This is a genomic window from Alsobacter sp. SYSU BS001988 (assembly GCF_054796215.1).
Window position 1 is genome coordinate 203899 of sequence record NZ_JBTAMK010000007.1, and the last position, 17592, is coordinate 221490.

Annotated in this window: 17 protein-coding genes; 8 read left to right on the forward strand and 9 right to left on the reverse strand. The window is 65.6% G+C overall.

Annotation, left to right across the window (positions count from 1 at the left end; all coding sequences use genetic code 11):
• Nucleotides 1-202 precede the first annotated feature (202 nt).
• From ACYVO7_RS15410 to ACYVO7_RS15430, 5 genes are all read right to left on the reverse strand, one after another.
• A complete protein-coding gene (locus tag ACYVO7_RS15410) occupies nt 203-1612 on the reverse strand; it encodes a DUF1254 domain-containing protein (protein WP_460450684.1) in 1410 nt (469 codons plus the stop codon).
• 30 nt (nt 1613-1642) lie between these two features.
• Nucleotides 1643-2578 (reverse strand): HlyD family secretion protein, encoded by a 936-nt coding sequence (locus ACYVO7_RS15415; protein WP_460450685.1) that lies wholly within the window; start codon nt 2576-2578, stop codon nt 1643-1645.
• On the reverse strand, nt 2575-2814 hold the full coding sequence (locus ACYVO7_RS15420; RefSeq protein ID WP_460450686.1) for a DUF3302 domain-containing protein: 240 nt from the start codon (nt 2812-2814) through the stop codon (nt 2575-2577). The genes ACYVO7_RS15415 and ACYVO7_RS15420 overlap by 4 nt, the downstream gene beginning before the upstream one ends.
• A 33-nt stretch (nt 2815-2847) precedes the next feature.
• Nucleotides 2848-3585 carry an aquaporin Z gene (gene aqpZ, locus ACYVO7_RS15425; protein WP_460450687.1) on the reverse strand — a complete coding sequence of 246 codons (738 nt, stop codon included), beginning with the start codon at nt 3583-3585 and terminating at the stop codon, nt 2848-2850.
• A gap of 273 nt (nt 3586-3858) precedes the next feature.
• Nucleotides 3859-6246 (reverse strand): PAS domain-containing sensor histidine kinase, encoded by a 2388-nt coding sequence (locus ACYVO7_RS15430; protein ID WP_460450688.1) that lies wholly within the window; start codon nt 6244-6246, stop codon nt 3859-3861.
• A 204-nt stretch (nt 6247-6450) separates the two neighbouring features.
• Between ACYVO7_RS15430 and ACYVO7_RS15435 the strand changes: the two genes are divergently transcribed.
• On the forward strand, nt 6451-7461 hold the full coding sequence (locus ACYVO7_RS15435) for a SphA family protein (RefSeq protein ID WP_460450689.1): 1011 nt from the start codon (nt 6451-6453) through the stop codon (nt 7459-7461).
• Between the two features lie 52 nt (nt 7462-7513).
• Here the strand turns inward: ACYVO7_RS15435 and ACYVO7_RS15440 are convergent, their stop codons facing one another.
• From ACYVO7_RS15440 to ACYVO7_RS15455, 4 genes are all read right to left on the reverse strand, one after another.
• Complete coding sequence (locus tag ACYVO7_RS15440) at nt 7514-8200, reverse strand: response regulator (RefSeq protein ID WP_460450690.1); 687 nt, start codon at nt 8198-8200, stop codon at nt 7514-7516.
• A 524-nt stretch (nt 8201-8724) separates the two neighbouring features.
• Complete coding sequence (locus ACYVO7_RS15445; protein WP_460450691.1) at nt 8725-8946, reverse strand: DUF3732 domain-containing protein; 222 nt, start codon at nt 8944-8946, stop codon at nt 8725-8727.
• Nucleotides 8947-9182: 236 nt separating this feature from the next.
• A complete protein-coding gene (locus ACYVO7_RS15450; protein WP_460450692.1) occupies nt 9183-9953 on the reverse strand; it encodes an alpha/beta fold hydrolase in 771 nt (256 codons plus the stop codon).
• Nucleotides 9954-9964: 11 nt separating this feature from the next.
• On the reverse strand, nt 9965-11107 hold the full coding sequence (locus ACYVO7_RS15455) for an FAD-dependent oxidoreductase (RefSeq protein ID WP_460450693.1): 1143 nt from the start codon (nt 11105-11107) through the stop codon (nt 9965-9967).
• 263 nt (nt 11108-11370) lie between these two features.
• Between ACYVO7_RS15455 and ACYVO7_RS15460 the strand changes: the two genes are divergently transcribed.
• From ACYVO7_RS15460 to ACYVO7_RS15490, 7 genes are all read left to right on the forward strand, one after another.
• Entirely contained in the window at nt 11371-12786 is a 1416-nt protein-coding gene (locus ACYVO7_RS15460; RefSeq protein ID WP_460450694.1) for a quaternary amine ABC transporter ATP-binding protein, read from the forward strand.
• An 18-nt stretch (nt 12787-12804) separates the two neighbouring features.
• On the forward strand, nt 12805-13704 hold the full coding sequence (locus ACYVO7_RS15465; RefSeq protein ID WP_460450695.1) for an ABC transporter permease: 900 nt from the start codon (nt 12805-12807) through the stop codon (nt 13702-13704).
• Between the two features lie 52 nt (nt 13705-13756).
• The gene (proX, locus tag ACYVO7_RS15470) at nt 13757-14800 is read left to right on the forward strand and encodes a glycine betaine/L-proline ABC transporter substrate-binding protein ProX (RefSeq protein ID WP_460450696.1); all 1044 of its coding nucleotides are present in this window, start codon (nt 13757-13759) and stop codon (nt 14798-14800) included.
• Between the two features lie 65 nt (nt 14801-14865).
• Nucleotides 14866-15222, forward strand: a complete 357-nt coding sequence (locus ACYVO7_RS15475) for a cupin domain-containing protein (RefSeq protein WP_460450697.1) — start codon at nt 14866-14868, stop codon at nt 15220-15222.
• A 59-nt stretch (nt 15223-15281) separates the two neighbouring features.
• On the forward strand, nt 15282-16259 hold the full coding sequence (locus tag ACYVO7_RS15480; RefSeq protein ID WP_460450698.1) for a LysR family transcriptional regulator: 978 nt from the start codon (nt 15282-15284) through the stop codon (nt 16257-16259).
• 20 nt (nt 16260-16279) lie between these two features.
• The gene (locus tag ACYVO7_RS15485) at nt 16280-16492 is read left to right on the forward strand and encodes a tautomerase family protein (protein ID WP_460450699.1); all 213 of its coding nucleotides are present in this window, start codon (nt 16280-16282) and stop codon (nt 16490-16492) included.
• A gap of 12 nt (nt 16493-16504) precedes the next feature.
• Entirely contained in the window at nt 16505-17281 is a 777-nt protein-coding gene (locus ACYVO7_RS15490) for an alpha/beta fold hydrolase (protein WP_460450700.1), read from the forward strand.
• Nucleotides 17282-17592: the final 311 nt, after the last annotated feature.

The following is a 17592-nucleotide window of genomic DNA, read 5'->3' on the forward strand; positions in this document are numbered from 1 at the left end:
GATGCGGAAACAAGCTCGACTTTGGTGCAGCAATTCGGATCCGGGTTCGAGGCGAAGTCCACAATCGTGCGAAAATACGCAGTACCGGATGTGAAAAACACAGGCCGGCTGATTGGAAAAGCGATCGCCGCGCGCCCCATGCCTGGAGAGCGGACCGGCCTGCGGCCTCCACCACGCGCCCGTCATGCGCCGGAACGGCGCCTCACTGGACAGTGATTTTCTCGGCGTCCGGCAAGGCCCAGCTCTTGTCGAAGAGCGGCTTCTGCGGCCCGTAGAAGCGCATCATGACTTCGAAGGGCCGGTTGGGATCAGTCGGCACCCAGTTGGACTCGCGTCCGGCCGGCGCCTTCGGGCCAAAGAAGACGTCGGTCGACCCGTCGGCGTTCTTGCGCATGTCCGGGGCGTTCGAGCCTTTGCTCGCGTGCGGCATGTTCCTGATCAGCGCGTGCGTTTCCCGGTCATAGGCCGTGATCGACCAATAGAGCTCGACCGGCGCATTGGCCGGCACGTTCAACCGGTATGTTTCGGCGCCGCTGAACGGCTTGCCGGCCTTGTCGTGGATCGTGACGAGGTAGAACTGGCCCGAGCCCAGGCGCTTCACGCTGGAGAACGCGAAGGAGTAGAAAGCGCCACGATCGTCCACCGGGTACACGCCCGGCTTCGAGAAGGCGTTGGCCAGGCCTTCGATGACGTCGGGAGCCACAGGAAGGGCCCACTGCGCGCGGTCGTAGTAAGGCTTGAAAAGACCCTCATACCGAAGATCCAGCAGCGCCTTGGCTTCGCGAGCAGCCTGTTCGAGCACCGCCCGATCGCCCGTGCTGGGGTTGAACGGCTTGCCTCGCTCGATGCCGACCGACTTCAACGGGTCGATCATCGCCTTGTCTCGCTCCAGCCATGGCTCCCGTTGCAGGAACCGGTCGAGCGTCTCGAAATATTGGAGGTCATACGGAATGGTGCTGTCGTAGACCGTTTCGGTCGCGTCGACGAATATTGTCGCCGGCGGGCTCGCGGCGCTCGCCAATGGATACAGCTTGATCCGCTTGCCGTAGGCGACCGCATTCGCGATGTCGGCATCGCTCCCGCCCCGAACATTGGAGCGAAGCAGCGGGCCGGCCATGTAGGTTTGCGACCGCAATACGATGTAGCCGTCCGGAAGGGGCGCGTCGTAGCCGGGCGGAACAATGAGGTACTTGCCGCCCTTGCCGGCGTCGACCCCAGCCGGGCCGACGTCCTCCAGCGCGTTCTGCCAGGCGTCCGTAATGGTGCCCGTGACCGAGCCGCCCTCCGCGGCCGGAATCTCGAGCACCATGGGTCCGGCTTCCTTGGTGTTGATGAAGGGCATCAGGTAGATCGTGCTGGGATTGGGCGTGAGCGTCTGGTTTTTCCAGTCCAGGAACCGCGACCAGTAGACGACCTGGTTTTCCTTGCCGCCGGCCTTGAGCATGGCCTGGAACATGAGCTGGTAGTTGACCGCCGGCATGCCCCAGATCACGGCCTCGACCGCGCGACGATGGACCTGGCGCTCCCGAAGCTGGTCGGCGGAAAAGCTCTGCGCAGAGGCCGACGCCGCCGCTCCGAAGAGCGCAAGGCCTGCAACGATTGTCCGAAACATGGCGTGATCCTTACCCCGCGCCTCGGCGGCTCAGAACGGATTGACGTAGTTCAAGATCGCGCCCTGCCGCAGGATGACCTTGCGGATCGCGTGCGCGGCCTTGACGTGCTCGGTGAAGATCGCCGCGGTTCCCGTGCTGCCGGCGGGCAGCCCCCGGGCGACGCTCTCGTCATCGAGCTGGATGCGGACGACGAACGGCGCCGCATGGACGTCGCCGGGCGCGACGGCGAGGCCGCCGACCTGCGTCTGCCCGGTCGCGACAGCCTGCAGGACCGCCTCGACCTTCCCGGGGAACACTTCGCCCGGACGCACCTTGAATGTGACCTCGGCTGGCTGGCCGGCTTCGACGTAGCGCGCGTAGATCTGGGCGATCTCGGCCCCGAGGATCGTGTCCGCGGTGTCGATGAACGCCATCACGGGCGCCTGCCCGGAGACCCGCGCGCCCTTTCGGAGCGCCAGGTTGGTGACGTAGCCGTCGGCCGGCGCTCTCACGGTCGTGCGGTCGAGGCTCCACTTCGCGCCCTCGAGCTGGGCGCGCAACTGGTCCACTTCGGCGTTTCTCTGCTCGATGTCGAATGCGCGGCCCGTCCCGGAGCGCTGAAGCTGCGACATCTCGCCGAGGCGCTGCTCGGCGAGCCGCAGCTGCGCCTCGATGGCGTCGACCTGGGCTCTGTAGGTCGTCGGATCGATCCGAAAAAGGACGTCGCCCGCCTTGAGCGGAGCATTCGCGACCACGGGCACGTCGACGACCTCGCCTGCGACCGAGGGGACGATCTGCACGGAGTTGCGGATCACCGCCGCGGGGCCGGACGGAGCGCCCCAGCCCATCGGGATGAAGAGGCCGAGGTTGAGAGCGAGCAGGACGATCAGAGGCGACAGCTTCCAGAAACGATTGAGCGGGATGAGCTTCAGCCAGACGAACAGGGCCAGCACGCCGATATAGCTGCCGAGCAGGAAGACCATCATGGCTCGGAATCCCTTCTCGCCGGCGCGTCGACATAGGCCCAGACCAGCACGAGCGGCCAGAACACGAGCCCGAACACAAGCGTGGCCCAGCCTCCAACCGCGACCGCATCGGCCCAGGGGTGGCCGCGCTGTCTGGCGATCCGCCCGGGCATGGCGCCGAGCGCCACAATGATCGCGACCAAGAGCGCGAGGACGACGAGCAGGACGATCCAGGAGAAGATGTCGATGAAGGCCATCGCGGCTCTCCGGTGGTCACCGCGCCCCTTGGGCTATTCCGCCGGCGCCCGGGGTGGCGCGACGCCCGTGACCAGGGCTGACGGCTCTTCGCTGATCCACCGGTAGAGGATTCCGCCCAGCGCTCCGCCGATCAGGGGGGCGACCCAGAAAAGCCACAGCTGAGCCAGCGCCCAGCCGCCCACGAACAGGGCAGGACCGGTCGAGCGGGCGGGGTTGACCGACAGGTTGGTGACCGGGATGCCGACGAGGTGGATCAGGGTGAGCCCGAGCCCGATGGCGAGGGGGGCGAAACCCACGGGCGCTTTGCCGTGCGTCGACCCCATGATGATGAAAAGGAACATCATGGTCAGCACGACCTCGGTCACGAGACCGGCGATCAGGCTGTATTTTCCGGGAGAGTGTTCTCCATAGCCGTTCGCGGCGAAGCCGCCGGCCAGGCTGAATCCGGATGTCCCGCTGGCGATGACGTAGAGCAAGCCGCTGGCGACCACCGCACCGATCACCTGGGCGGCGACGTAGGACGCGATTCCGCTGGTCGGGAACCGGCCGCCGGCTGCGAGCCCGACCGTCACGGCGGGGTTGAGGTGGCATCCCGAGACGTGGCCGATGGCGTAGGCCATCGTCACCACGCTGAGGCCGAAAGCCAGCGAGACGCCCAGAAGCCCGATCCCAACCTGCGGGAAGGCGGCGGCGATCACCGCGCTGCCGCAGCCCGCGAAGGTGAGCCAGAACGTGCCGATGCATTCGGCGGCGAGTTTGCGATAGTCCATGCGACCCTCCCCCTGTCAGAGATGATCGATCCAGGCCCCAATTTCCGCTTGTCCGCGCCACCTTCGCCATCGGGGAAAACCCTCGATCGCGCGGGGGTCTTTCCTGAGGACCAGCGGGATTTCGGAGACCTTTCACTCGTTGCGGGAAGCGGTCGCCACGTGAGCGGGTAAGGCCGTCGGCTTCTTGGCTGAGCGGCCGCTCATAGCCCGAACGGGCATTCAGCCGCCGGACGCAGCTTCGGAGCGCAGGAGGCCTGCCTGCTGCAGTGCTCGTCAGGCGGCCTGAAGGGCGTTCGCCCTTATGGTCGTTCCAGTTGCGCTGGTCTCGATCGTCAGCGCTCCGCCGATATGGCGGATGCGCGCTTCCATGCCGGCAAGTCCCAGGCCGCGGTTCCGTGTGGCTGGGTCTGCGGGCATGCCCACGCCATTGTCGCGGACGCCGATGCGAAGGCCGCGGCTTCCGGCCCCGACGGACACCGCGACGCGGCTCGCCTGCGCGTGCCGATGAACATTCGTGAGAGCTTCCTGCACGATCCGCAGAACGGTGCGCTGCACGTCGACAGGCAGTTCGTCGACGCGGTCATCGATCAGCGCCCGCGCCCTGACGCCGCCTCTTTGCGAGAACCCGCACACGAACTGGCGCAGGGTCGCGGCGAGGCCGAACCGCCGCAGCTCCGGGGGATAGAGCAGGTAGGAAAAGGTCCGTATCTCCTTCTGCGCGCTTTGCAGGGCGGATTGAATGTCATCGATCACGATCCCATGGTGCTTCTCGGTGAAGCTGTTGCGCAGCGAAGTGAGTCCGAGGCTGGCCGCGACCAGATGTTGCGCGGTGGAATCGTGAAGATCTGAAGCGATTTTCGCCTGTTCCTCTTCCTGAAGCGACAGCAGGCGGTCGAAAGTCGTCTGGAGTTCAGTCTGCGCGTTCCGCAGATCCGTGATGTCCTCGTGCGCCACCACGACATGAGTTTCATCGCCTGCGCGGAAGCGCGCCACGGTCATCTGGAAATAGCGCTCGGCGCACCGGTAGCTTGACCTGAAGCTTTGAAGGACGCCGCTGAGGACGTCACGCACGCCGTTGATGTTCCGCCGGGCGGAGCGGTCCAGGCTCCGCGAGGCCAGGCACGACGAGACATAGTTGCTGCCGACGCCGAACGCCGCATCCTTCATGCCTCGTTCTTCGCCGAAACGCCGCCATGCCCGATTCACGGCGACGACGAAGCCCGCCTCATCGAGAATGGCGATGTGGGCCGAAAGGGCGTCGAGCGTGCTTTGCAGCAGCAATTCGCCCTTCTCCGCCCTGGCCTGGCTGTCGCGTTCCTGCGTGACATCGCGCGCCGTGCCCACGAGGGCGATGATCCGCCCGGTGTGAGGGTCGCGGACCGGCGAGAGGCTGGTCTGCCAACGCCTCCGCCCGGCCGGAAGATCAAGGACCTCCTCATAGATCGAGGGATGCCCCGAACGCAGACACGACCGGTACCGCGAGACGACCGCTTCGGCCACGTCGCCCGGCAGGCAGTCGGAGGGACGCCGCCCCGCGATGCGGTCCGTCCTGATGCCTGTCGCCCTCTCATGGGCCGGGTTCAGGCCCTCGAACACGAAATCCTCGTCTTCGGTGACGGTCACGACGAAGAGACTCTCGGGCGTATCCGCCCAGAGGCTCTCATAGCGGGCTTGCGCAAGGCGAAGGAGGCGCTCGTTCGCACGCGCCCGCTTCTCCACCGGCGCGACTTCGCGCGCAACGGCCAATCCGGCGGCCAACCCGACTGCGACGCAGAGGACAGCGATCGCGGCAGCCGCCCGGTAGGCATGGCTGAGCGGCCCCCAAACTTCGCCCTTTGGCACTTCGACCAGGGTCGCAAAGCCCGTGGCGCTCGACCGGCGCATCGCGAGCAGGCCGCCATCGTCGGTCCGGGCCAGAAGCGCCGCCTCACCCCGGTGGCCCTGCAGCGCTTTCAGCAGATATCCGGGGAGAGAGGCGGGAGCGGAATCGCCGGACCAGTTGGTCGCAAAGGGCTTCAGCTGCCGGTCGACGGCGGTCACCTTCCAACCGCGATCCTGGTTGAGGCGTAGAACGGCGTTCAGCTGCGCTTGCGGCAGCGGGGCCGTCATGAAGCCCGTCATCTCTCCGGTCGCATCCGTCAGGCGAAGGTGGACATTGATCGCAGGCGTCCTGCTCACCGGGCCGATGACGTAGTTCGAAACATTCACCTCGGCGTTGCGCAATTCCCGAAGTCGCGCTTCCGGAACGCCGATCTCCGAAAACAGCGGAAGTTTCTCCCCAAACGGGAGCAACGTGTTCAGAACCTGGCCGCCGAGGTCCCACACGATGAACCACGACCCTTCCGCATGCGGGGTGCTGACCAGCTGCTCGTAAAACCGCCTGAGATCGCCGGACTTCAAGGCTGGCGAGCTGGACAGCCCTTTGAGCAGCGTAGCTGTCTTGGCGATCTCCTGGTCGGTCGCGAAAGAATGCGCCAAAGCGGCCTGCGCGGCTTGGCTTTCCAAGCCGCCTTTTTCCGCGAAGGCCCGATCGAGTAGGTAGCAAAATGCGACCGCGAAGAGGGCGCAGCTCACGCCCAGGATCGTCAGAAGGACGCGCCAGCGCAGCGCCACGTTCATCGACGGAAGCGCTGCCGGCGCCCTCGCGAGGGTATCAGCCATGGCGGGGGATCTCCTGGCTGAAGCGACCGAGCGTGCGGCCACCTTCACGCGATCATGCCAGAAGGTTCGACCGCGAGGAAGCGACCGCCACATCGAGCCGCTGGGATCAGCTTTTCTTCGCGCTGCGCCAAGGGGTTTTCCCTGATTGCCTGCCCTTGGCCGCTTCTGTTCCATGGCGGTTCGACAGTGTTGCGGGGCAGAGCGATGCGGATGAAAGCGGCGGCGATGGGGGCCTTTGCGCTGACGGCGGCGTTAAGCCCTGGCGTGGCCAGCGCCACGGAGGGCGGGGCGAGCCTGTATGCGCCCGGCTTTCACGGCGTCGGCGCCGGCGTCACGCCGCCGCCGGGCTTCTATTTCAGCAACGCGTTCTACGCCTATTCCGGCGAGATCTCAGCGTCGCGCAGGACCCAGATCGGCGGGGCCGTTCTGGCCGCCGTGAAGGCGGAGGCTCGCGCCGACTTCGTCACGGGCACGTGGGTGACGCCTTTAGAGATCCTTGGCGGGAACCTGGCCTTCGGCCTCTCCGTCCCCTTTGGGGTTCCCCGCGTGAGCGCGGGCGCGCTGATCGAGCCGCCTCGATGGGGTCGAACCTTCGCGTTCAGCGCAAGGGACGCGACCTTGAATGTCGGCGACCCCCTGGTCACGACCCTCATCGGCTGGCGTTCGGGCGATCTGCACTGGAATCTCGCCGCCAGCATGAACGTTCCGGCCGGAGCCTACCAGGAGGGCGAGCTCTCCAACCTGGCGTTCAATCGGTGGATCGGCGACGTCTCCGCCTCGGCCACCTATCTGGCGCCCGCCTGGGGCCTCGACATCTCGGGCACGCTCGGGGTCGAGTTCAACGGCGTGAACGACGCCACCGACTACCGCAGCGGAAACGCCGTCCATCTCGATCTCGCGATCGCCAAGAACCTCACCAAGGAGTTTTCGCTGGGCGTGATTGCCGGCTACTACCATCAGGTCACCGGCGACGGCGGGCGAGGGGACAGGGTCGGACCCTACAAGGGACGCGCGCTCGCGGTCGGCGCGACGGCGGGATACGATTTCGTCGTCGGCCAGACGCCCGTGTCCACGTCTCTGTCCGTCCTGCGCGAGGTCCAGGTGGAGAACCGCCCTCAAGGCGTCATCACCCTCGTGACGGTCGCGTTTCCGCTTGGCGTGAGCAAACCTGGGGACGTCGCGCCGACGACGAAGCCCCTCCGCGCCCGCTACTAACGCCGGCGGCGCCGTGTGGGTCGGGAGGAGTTGGAGCGCAGTGAGCAGCCGCTCAGGGCTCGACCAGCCTGTTTCGCACCGCATAGCGGACCAGAGCCGCGGTGGTGGTCAGGTTCAGCTTGTGCATGGCGGCCGCCCGATGGGCCTCGACCGTCTTGAGGCTCACGCTCAGGATCTCGCTGGCGTCCTTGCTGGAGTGGCCCTCGGCGATCAGCTGGACCACCTCCCGCTCGCGCGGGGTGAGCACGCTGACATGGCTCACGTCGGTCGGCTGCGCGAGATAGAGCTTCATGAAGGTTTCGGTGATCCGACCGGTGAAGTAGGGCTGCCGCCGCGCCAGCGACTCGACCGCCTGCACGAGCTGCCGGTCGGCGTCGGACTTCAGCAGAAACCCTCGGGCGCCGGCGTCAAGCGCTTCGCGCACGAGGAGATCGCTGTCGTGCATGGTGAACACGAGCACCTCCGTGCGCGGGCATGCCGCCTTGATCCGTCGGGTGAGCTGGGCGCCGTTCATGGACGGCATCGAGTAATCCACGATGGTGACATCGGGCTCGAGCTTCTCCACGAGCTCCAGCGCCGCTGAGCCGTTGTTGGCCTCGCCGACGACTTCCCATCCGCTGCGTCCTTCCAGGACGGCCCTGACGCCGCGTCGCACGATGTCGTGGTCGTCGGCGATCAGGATGCGGGTCACACCGGATTGAGAGCGCGAGCAAGCTTGCTGTTCCGGAGGCTTGGTCATCTGGGACTCCCTCCCGGCCGGCGTTCCGGGCGCAACGCCCCGATTATGCCACAGGCAAGGCTCGCCGGTATGATGGTTATTCCCAGCCTCTCTTGCCGAAAACCCTGACGTCTCGGACAGCGTGCAGGATGGTTCGATCGAAGCGGCGCAAGAGAACGTCTTCACTGGACGACGCCGTGCATCGGATGCAGGTCGCGGTTCGCGACCATGGACTTCGACCGCCCGGCGGGCGGTTGAAGATCTTGTTCCACCTGCGCCTGCCGCAGCCATGCCGGCGCGAGGCGGAGACCCTGGCGGCGTATCGCGCTTCCTGTCCTTGAACGCAGAACTCCCCGGCGCTGGGGAGCGTCCGGGGAGTTTTGGGAGGGTTGGTTGCGGGGACGCGAAACCACAGAGGTTGAGTCTGACCTGCGCCATCTAGGAACTGCTGTCAGCTCTCGCCCCATTGCAGACCCTGAGAACGTCCGCTTTTTGCCTGCTTAAGCTGCTGCGCTGCAGGAATTCACGCAGGAGAAGCGCGTCCGTCATCCGCGGCGCCGGTCTCCTGCGGGCGCACGAGGAAGCGGTTGCGGATGGGCACAGTCGAGTACGATCGATTGTGGACCTTCGAGCTCCTGACAGGCACGGTGCATCGGCTCGAACAGGGCATGCACAGCATGACGGTCCTTGTCGTCGAGCGGGTCGAGACCGCCATCCCGGTCGCGCTCGGCCGGATAATGAGCTTGGCTTGACTGGTCGACGATCAACGTTTCGCTTCCGCGAGTCGCTCTGGCAGGAGCTCGGCTGCGACAGCCTTAGACGTTGAGCGGCGATCGAGAACAATGACGTTCGCCCTGAGCCTGGACCACGGCGTGTCTCCCCGGCTCAGCCAGCGTCACCCTGGTTCAGCAGCCCCGCGATCAAGGTGATGACTTGAGCTGGCACGACTTGGTCACCAGAGCGCTGTTCGGCTCCCCCCTGCCAGGTCATGCTCGGCAAGGACTCAGGCGGCTGGGGTGACCTCGCCGAGGCCAAAGAAGGATGCGAGTTCGTCCGCCACGCGCTCCGGGGCTTCGGTCAGGAGCCCATTCATCAGGCCGTCCAGGGTCACTAGCCTCGCCTTCCGGATGCGCCCAGCCATGGCCCGGGCCACGGCCTCGTCGCAGCCCTGGGCGAATTGGCCGGTGAGCACCAGCGTCGGACAACGAATCTCCGCCAGCCAGGGCTGGATCTCGATGTTGGCGTAGAGCTCGTAAGCCTCGATGAACACCCGTTCGTCGATGGTCGCGATCTGGGCGAGGCGACGGGACACAGCCTCGGGGTGAGCTTGCCTGAAGCTGGCCGTGTACCAGTTCCGCACCAGGTCGGGCATCACCGGCATAACGCCTTCGCGCTTGACGCGCGCCAGCAGCGCGGCGAGCGACGCGCGATCCGCGTCGGTCCGCCCGGCGGGAGCGGCCAGCAAGGCGAGCCTGCTCACGCGCTCGGGGTGCTCGATCGCGTAAGCGGCTGCGATGAAGGCGCCGAGCGACTGGCCGACGAGATGAAACGCCCCGAGGCCCAGGCTGGCGCGCAACTCCTCCAGGTCCTGGACGAACCCGGCCATCGTGGGCTCGCGCAAGGGCGGCGCCGTCGGGCTGTGGCCGCGCAGGTCATAGGCGACGCAGGTCGCCCGGCCGGCCATGGCGGCGATGACGTCGTCCCACGTTTCGTGGTTCGAGCCGTTGCCGTGCACGAACACGACCGGCTGGCCGTGGCCGACTACGAGGTGCATTCCTGGCTCCCTCAGATCCCGGGCCTGTGATCGATGGCGACCCGCAGGCTGTGCTGAAAGAGATCGGTGCGCGACAGCAGCGGCAGGATCTTGCTGCGCAGTCCGAGGAGCTTTTCGGGCCACTTGGTGCCGACCGCGCCATAGAGGTAGGACATGCGCTGGGTCTTATCGATATAGGGCCGCTCGCTCGCCTCCCAGCGCCGCAGGGCCGCCGGAACATCGGCGGTCTCGGCGACCGCGCGGGCAAGCACGACCGCGTTGACGATCGCCACGCAGGCACCCTGGCCGAGATTGGGCGCCATGCCGTGGGCGGCGTCGCCGACGATGCAGACTCGCCCCTTCGACCATGACGAGCAGGTGACGTTGAAGAATGGCCGCCAATGCTCGGCAGGATGACGCGGCAGGCGCTCAAGATACTCCCGGAACTGAGGGTGGGTCTCCACCCAGGCTTCCAGGTTGAAGGGCTGCTGGTTCCGTCCGGCGACATCGCTCTCGGGGCAGCACAGGAAAACGTAGTGCTGATTCTCGCTCACCGGCGCCATGCCGATACGGCGTCCGCCGTTCCACATTTCAATGCGGCGCTGGTTGAGGCTATCGCCCGGCAGGCGCGGGATCAGGTGGCGGCCGCATCCGTCCTTCAGGTCGATGATCTCGGTGGCGAGCTTGAGCGAGTCGCGCACCTTGGAGAAGACGCCGTCGGCGCCGACCACGAGGTCAGCCTGGGGGCCATACCCGTCCTTGTGTTCGAGGCGGCCATCGGCGCTCGCGCCGAGGACGGGTGAGTTCGTGACGATCTCCGCGCCGTTCCTGACGGCGCATTCGGCCAGGATGCGGTGCAGTTCCGTGCGCAGAATGACGATGAGCTCTGGCGAGCGGTCGTCGCTGCGCCGCAGGTTGATCTCGCGGCTGCGGTGGTCGAGCAGCGCGCGGGGCGTCCTCGAAGTCACCCCCACCGCGGCGACTTGCTCGTAGACGCCGAGCTCCCGCAGCGCATCCAGGGCGTTTTCCCAGCAGTACAGTCCCGCGCCGATCTCTCGCAGACTGCTGCTTTTCTCGTGGACGCGCACGCTCCAGCCCCGTTGGGCCAGCGCTGCGGCGGCGGCGAGGCCGGCCAGACCTGCTCCAGCAATCTCCGCTACCGGTTTCTTGCTCATCAGTTGACGCTCTCCGGATCGTTCAGCTTAGTTCTGCAGGAGCCTTGGGGTATGTCCCCAGGCCTGCCAGGGCCGACCTGGCCTTTGCGCCTACGCGAGCGCACCGGTTCGGCAGCAATGTCGAAGGTAGGGCGCGGTCGCAGTCCAGAAAAATTGCTAATTTCAATTCCATTATCGATTTAATCGATAGTCGCCGCACTCTGGGCGAACCTGTCGTGCCACGCGCGAATAGCCAGACAGCCATCAACAAAATCGATACAAGCATGAAAAATATCGATTTGCGTTGTAGGAACAAGCACCCTGTCATGAGTGTCGGCATCAGCTTGACCGAGGCCCTCATGAATGCAGCCGCATTGGCCCAACCGACCGAGCGGCGGGCGTTGGGCGGGATTTCCGAAGGACACCCCCCATTGCACTCAGTTGCGAGCGCACAACGGCCAAGCGCCGCCAAGTTGCAGGTCCAGGGCGTCACCAAAATCTACGGCGGCTATCCGGATGAGGCGCTGCGACTGCTTGCGCTCGGCAAGAACCCCAAAGAGATTCTTGCCGAAACCCAGCAGGTGGTCGCGGTCTCGAACGTCTCCTTTTCGGTCGAGCAGGGCAAGATCTTCACCATCATGGGGCTATCGGGCTCCGGCAAGTCGACGCTCGTGCGGTGCCTCAACCGGTTGATCGAGCCCTCAGCCGGCTCCATCCTGGTGGATGGCGAAGACATGCTGGCCCGGTCGCCTCCGCAGCTGCGTTCGATCCGGCGTAGCAAGATCGCGATGGTTTTCCAGAATTTCGCTCTGCTGCCCCACAAGTCCGTCGTCGAGAACGTAGAATTTGGACTGATGCTGCGTGGCGAGACCGCCGCCGCACGGCGCAAGAAGGCCAACCAGGCGCTCGAGCAGGTCGGCCTCACCGACTGGGCGCAGCGCTATCCGGACAACCTCAGCGGCGGCATGAAGCAACGCGTCGGACTGGCCAGGGCGCTGGCCAGCGATCCCGACATCCTGCTGATGGACGAGCCCTTCAGCGCGCTGGACCCACTCATCCGCTCGGATCTGCAGGGTGAGTTGCTGCGCCTACAGCGCGAAATCCGAAAGACGATCGTCTTTATCACCCACGATTTCCACGAGGCCGTCCGCCTGAGCGACCAACTCGCCGTGATGCGCGACGGCGCCTTCGTGCAGGTGGGGACCGCCCAAGACATCGTCCTGCGTCCTGCGGACAGCTACGTGGCGACCTTCGCCCGCGAACTCGACTGGTCGCGGCTGCTCTGCGCCGGCGACGTCGTTACGGACCGGGTGCCCGTCCTGGCCGGCAGCCTCTCGACGGATGAAGTCCGCCGGCGCCTCGTCGTAGAGAAGCAGCCGCACGCCGTGATCGCCGGTCCGGATGGCGCGCCCTTGGGCTATGTGCGCCTCGTCGACCTCGAAGCCGGAGCCACCGCCCGCTCGGCCGCCAGCATCGGGCAGAGCCGGCTCGCCAAGGTCACCGTCACGGCCGCCTCCACGCCGCTCTCCGAGCTCTATGCCCTGCTCGGCGGACAGGCCCCGATCGCCCTCGTGGATCAAGCCGGCAAGGTGCTGGGCGCGGCGGATGCGAGCGATGTCCTTCGCCAACTGAACGACATCGCGCAGCAGGGTCGAAAAGCCTCTTCCGGCCATTCTGCGCCGGCCTCCGAGGCCGGGTGAGCCGAGAGTACATCCCCCATGAGCATCCCCCTCGAACAATTGCAGATCCCCGTCGACAAGTGGATACAGGCCTTCATCGATTGGCTTGTCTACGAGTGGCGTCCAGCCTTCCAGGCGCTCCGCTGGCCAATCTCGCAGCTACTGAACGCGATCCAGGACGGCCTGCTCTATGTCCCGTTCTGGCTGGTCACCCTGGTTCTGTTTGGGCTGGGGTGGAGGATGGCGGGCCTGAGGCACGGCCTATTCTGCGGCGCATCCTTTCTGCTGATCGCGTCCATGGGCCTGTGGCGGGAAGCGATGACGTCCATGTCGATCCTGCTCACCGCCGTGGCGTTTTGCGTCGTCATCGGCATTCCGCTCGGCATCGCGGCGGGCCGAAGCGACCGGTTCTGGTCGGTGATGCAGCCGGTTCTGGACGTCATGCAGACGACCCCGTCCTTTGTCTACCTCGTTCCGGTCGTGATGCTGTTCGGCATCGGCACCGTGCCTGGGGTCATCGCGACGATCATCTTCTCCATGCCGCCCATCATCCGTCTCACCAATCTGGGCCTGAGGCATGTGCCGGTCGAGGCCATCGAGGCGGGTGAAGCCTTCGGGGCCACAGAGTGGCAGGCGCTGGTGCATGTCCGGCTGCCGCTGGCGCTGCCGTCGATTATGGCCGGCCTGAACCAGACGCTCCTGATGGCGCTGGTGATGAGCGTCATCATAGCAATGATCGGCGCCGAAGGGCTGGGCCTGACGGTTCTGCGGGGGATTGGCGCCCTGGATGTCGGGCTCGCCGGAATCGGCGGACTCGCCATCGTCCTCATCGCGATCAGCCTCGACCGGATCACCCAGGGCGCCGTGGCTCTCTCGAGCCCGTCGAGCAAGTCGGCCGCCAACGTCAAGCAGATGAGATCGATCCGCAGCGGCGCCTGAGCGCTCTTTGCGAGTTTTACGCTTCCGACAAATCAGAGTGGGGAACACGGCGATGACGAGACGTGCAATCTTACGAGGCGCCCTGGCGATCGGCCTCGGTCTGTCCGCCGCGCTCGGCGCGCACGGGCGGGCAGTGGCGCAGGCCAAGCTGCCCGGCGCGGGCAAGACGGTGAGCCCGGCGCGTCCGAACTGGGATTCCTTCTGGTTCGGCCAGAGGATCATCGACATCGGCATGGAGCGCCTGGGCTACAAGGTCGAGGATCCCAAGACGCTGGCTCCCGCCGCCATCTTCACGTCCATCGCCCGCGGCGACCTCACCTACACGGCGGACACGATCCTGCCGAACCACGCCGACCTTTACGCCAAGACCGCCGCTGACGTGATGCCGGTCGGGCCGATCATGGATCCGGGTACGATCCAAGGCTACATGGTCGACAAGAAAACCGCCGAAGCCCACAACATCCGGTATCTCGAGGATCTCGCGAATCCGAAGATCGCCGCCCTGTTCGACCAGAACGGCGACGGCAAGGCCGACATGGTCGGGCCTTCGGTCGGCTGGGCCGGTTCCTACGCGGTGGCGCAGAAGCATCTCAAGACGCTCGGACTCGAGAACACCGTAAGCCTGGTTTCCGGCGAGTACACGACGCTGGCGGCCGACGCCGTCGCGCGTTTCGCGGCCGGGAAGCCCATCTTCCTCTACACCTGGTACCCCAACCCGACGACCATGAAGGTCCTGCCCGGCAAGGACCTCGTCTGGCTACAGCTCAAGAACCCCGCTCTGCCGGAAGAGCAGATGAAGACCTACAAGCCGCTAGCGAATGTAGACGGCTGCGCCGACAACCCGTGTGCGGTCGGCTGGCTCCCGACGGTCTACTACATCGCGGTCAACAAGAAGTGGGCGGCCGAGAACCCGGCTGCGCTCGAGTTCTTCAAGCAGGTGAAGATGAAGCTCGAGGACCGCGCCGAGCAGAACCAGAAGATGCTCAACGGCGAGAACCGCGAGGCGGACATCGACCGTCACGCCCGCGCCTGGATCAAGGCGAACGAGGCTATGTTCGACGGCTGGATCAAGGCCGCCCTCGCGGTGTCTAAGTAATACGATGCGACAGCGCCGCCCCGGCTCGGCGAGCCGCGGCGGTCTTACATCCGATCGGGGCCGCCATGTCGACCGTCACGAAATTGACCACCATAGAGACGAGCAAGACGCTCCCGCTGATCGCAAGGGGCGGAGCGCCCCATCCTATCGGCGATCGCGTATCCCAGATCGGCTCGCAATCGCTTGTCGAGGACCCCGCCGCGGGGGCCCGCATCGGCGTATGGGAGTCCACGCCGGGCCGCTGGCCGCGCCAGCAGACGGCCGCCGAGTTCTGCTTGATCCTGAGCGGCCGCTGCAGCTTCGCGCCGGACAACGGAGCCGAAATCGACATGACAGCGGGCGACGTCGTCTACTTCCCGGCGAACAGCCAGGGCGTCTGGTCCATCAGCGAAACCGTCCGCAAGATTTACGTGCTCGTTTGATGCCGGACAACCCGCCGAACTACCCGCCCCGCAGCGATGATGGTTCGCGACGGCCGGACATGATGCACCTCTCGAGCCGCATCAACTGGAACCTGCTGCACACGTTCGTCGTGCTGGCCGATTGCCAGAACATCTCGCGCGCGGCCGAAGTGCTCAGGCGCGGCCAGCCCGCCGTGAGCGCGGCGCTCAAGAACCTCGAGGATCAGGTCGGCCATATCCTGATCGAGCGGGGACCCCGGCTGTTCCGACTGACCGAAGCCGGCAAGCTGCTCTACCGGGAAGCCCGCGAGATCTGCGGCTCCGTGGACCGGATTGCCGGCCTGCTGACCGACTCCACCGACTTGCTGATCGGCAATGTGCGGATCGTGATCGCGAGCCACATGACAAGCCCGATCATCGACAAGGCCTTCTACGAGTTCGGACGCCGCTACAGTCGCGCGACCCTGACGGTGGAAGTGATGAATAGTCGCGACATCATGGAGGCGATGGCCGACCGGCTGCTCTATTTCGGCATTGGCCCCGTATTCAGCAAGCTGTCTGAGCTGGAATACTTCCACATCTTCAAGGAGCATTGCGGCTTCTATTGCGGCCCGCCGCATCCCTTGTTTGGGCGCCGCGATCTGCGGATCAGCGACCTCGAAAACCAGGCGAGCGTCACCTATCGTTCGGCGGTCGATTCCGACACGCTCCAGTCCATCACCGACATGCGCAAGTCGGTCCGCTTCGCCGACCCGATCAAGGGAATCGCCAACAACCTCGAAGAGGTCCGGCGCATGATCATCGCGGGCATCGGAATCGGCGCGATCCCAGTGCAGATCGCCGCTCGCGACGTCCGCGAGGGACTCTTGTGGCGCCTGCCGCCCTACGAAGACGTCATGCCGATCGACGTCTACCTGCTGACCAATCCAAGGGTTCGCCCGAGCAAGTCGGAGCTGGCCTTCGTCTCCGTCCTCCGCGAGATCGTGGACGAAATCCCGCTCGAGAAGCGCACCTACCGGGGCAGCAAGGACACCCGACCCGGCAAGACCGACACCTGATCCACAACCGGAGACCTACCATGCCGATCATTCGCGTCGAGTTGCTCGAAGGGCGGACAAAAGAACAGAAACAGGCTTTCGCCAGGGCCGTGACGGACACGTTCGTGTCGACCTGCGGAGGCACGCCGCAGAGCGTGCAAGTGGTGTTCCAGAATGTAGCCGCGGAGGACTGGGCCGCAAACGGGCAGCTGCTCTCCGACAAGGCCGCCTCCGCGCCGAAACAAACATCCTGAGGGGACCAGACCGTGAGCAAAGCCGTCGATAGCTCCTACGTCGTGGAAGGGAGCGGCCCTCCGCTCTTCATGATCCATGGCATCGGCGCCCGCAAGACCAGCTGGGCGGCCCTGACGCAGCATCTCAAGAACGACTTCACCTGCATTGCGTATGACCTGCGCGGACATGGGGACACGCCTAAGGGCGACGGGCCCTTTGGTCTGGACGAACTCGTTGCGGACCTGGAGGCATTACGGGCGAAGCTGGGGATCGAGAAGGCCTGCTTCATCGGCCACTCCCTGGGCGGCATGATCGGTCCTGCTTACGCGCGCGCCTATCCGGAGAGGGTCACGGCGCTCGGGCTCCTCTCCACGGCGGCGTTCCGCACGCCGGACGACAGCGCCAAAGTCAGGGCGGTCGTGACCGCCATGGAGGAGAAAGGCATTCCGCAGGTGCTCGGAACCCTGGCTGACCGGTGGTTCACCGACCAGTTCCAGGCCGAGCACGCGGACCGCATCGAGGCCCGCAAGGCCCAGGTCGTCGCCACTGACCCTGAGGTTTTCCTGAACGTCTTCCACATCTACGCCGAGACCGAAATGGCGCCGTGGCTGCACGAGGTGACCGCTCCCTCGCTCGTCCTGACCGGAGAGCTCGACGGCGGCTGCAACCCGCGCCTCAACAAGCTAATCGCCGAAGCGTTGGCGAATTCCAAGCTCGTCATTCTAGAAGGGCTGAAGCACGCGATTCTGATCGAGGCTACGGAGCGTGTCGCGCCTCCGATCGCGGAGTTTCTGAAGGACTACAGTTAGGCTCGCGTTCGAACTTCACTCCGGCGCTCTTCATCGACTTGATCAATCCAGATTAGTACCCAGCTGGGCGAGCGGGTCTACTAGCGTTCAGTGCGTCGCGCTACGGCCGTTCGCGACGCACCGCAGCGGCGGCATGAGCAGGGTCAATGGCTTTCTGGTTGGTGCAAGGTCTCGGGTCGGAACGGCCTCAGCGCCTGGCAGCTTGGACGCAAGTCCAGCTGTGGATGTCCGCACCCGGGTAGGTGGCTAGTGTCCGTTGTTGGCGCCAAGCGGACGCTGAGAAATGACCGTTCCAGGCCATGAATCACCTT

Coding starts and splice junctions, on each gene's coding strand:
- ACYVO7_RS15410 (WP_460450684.1), bottom strand. CDS start 1,612: ATGTTTCGGACAATCGTTGCAGGCCTTGCGCTCTTCGGAGCGGCGGCG.
- ACYVO7_RS15415 (WP_460450685.1), bottom strand. CDS start 2,578: ATGATGGTCTTCCTGCTCGGCAGCTATATCGGCGTGCTGGCCCTGTTC.
- ACYVO7_RS15420 (WP_460450686.1), bottom strand. CDS start 2,814: ATGGCCTTCATCGACATCTTCTCCTGGATCGTCCTGCTCGTCGTCCTC.
- aqpZ (WP_460450687.1), bottom strand. CDS start 3,585: ATGGACTATCGCAAACTCGCCGCCGAATGCATCGGCACGTTCTGGCTC.
- ACYVO7_RS15430 (WP_460450688.1), bottom strand. CDS start 6,246: ATGGCTGATACCCTCGCGAGGGCGCCGGCAGCGCTTCCGTCGATGAAC.
- ACYVO7_RS15435 (WP_460450689.1), top strand. CDS start 6,451: ATGCGGATGAAAGCGGCGGCGATGGGGGCCTTTGCGCTGACGGCGGCG.
- ACYVO7_RS15440 (WP_460450690.1), bottom strand. CDS start 8,200: ATGACCAAGCCTCCGGAACAGCAAGCTTGCTCGCGCTCTCAATCCGGT.
- ACYVO7_RS15450 (WP_460450692.1), bottom strand. CDS start 9,953: ATGCACCTCGTAGTCGGCCACGGCCAGCCGGTCGTGTTCGTGCACGGC.
- ACYVO7_RS15455 (WP_460450693.1), bottom strand. CDS start 11,107: ATGAGCAAGAAACCGGTAGCGGAGATTGCTGGAGCAGGTCTGGCCGGC.
- ACYVO7_RS15460 (WP_460450694.1), top strand. CDS start 11,371: ATGAAAAATATCGATTTGCGTTGTAGGAACAAGCACCCTGTCATGAGT.
- ACYVO7_RS15465 (WP_460450695.1), top strand. CDS start 12,805: ATGAGCATCCCCCTCGAACAATTGCAGATCCCCGTCGACAAGTGGATA.
- proX (WP_460450696.1), top strand. CDS start 13,757: ATGACGAGACGTGCAATCTTACGAGGCGCCCTGGCGATCGGCCTCGGT.
- ACYVO7_RS15475 (WP_460450697.1), top strand. CDS start 14,866: ATGTCGACCGTCACGAAATTGACCACCATAGAGACGAGCAAGACGCTC.
- ACYVO7_RS15480 (WP_460450698.1), top strand. CDS start 15,282: ATGATGCACCTCTCGAGCCGCATCAACTGGAACCTGCTGCACACGTTC.
- ACYVO7_RS15485 (WP_460450699.1), top strand. CDS start 16,280: ATGCCGATCATTCGCGTCGAGTTGCTCGAAGGGCGGACAAAAGAACAG.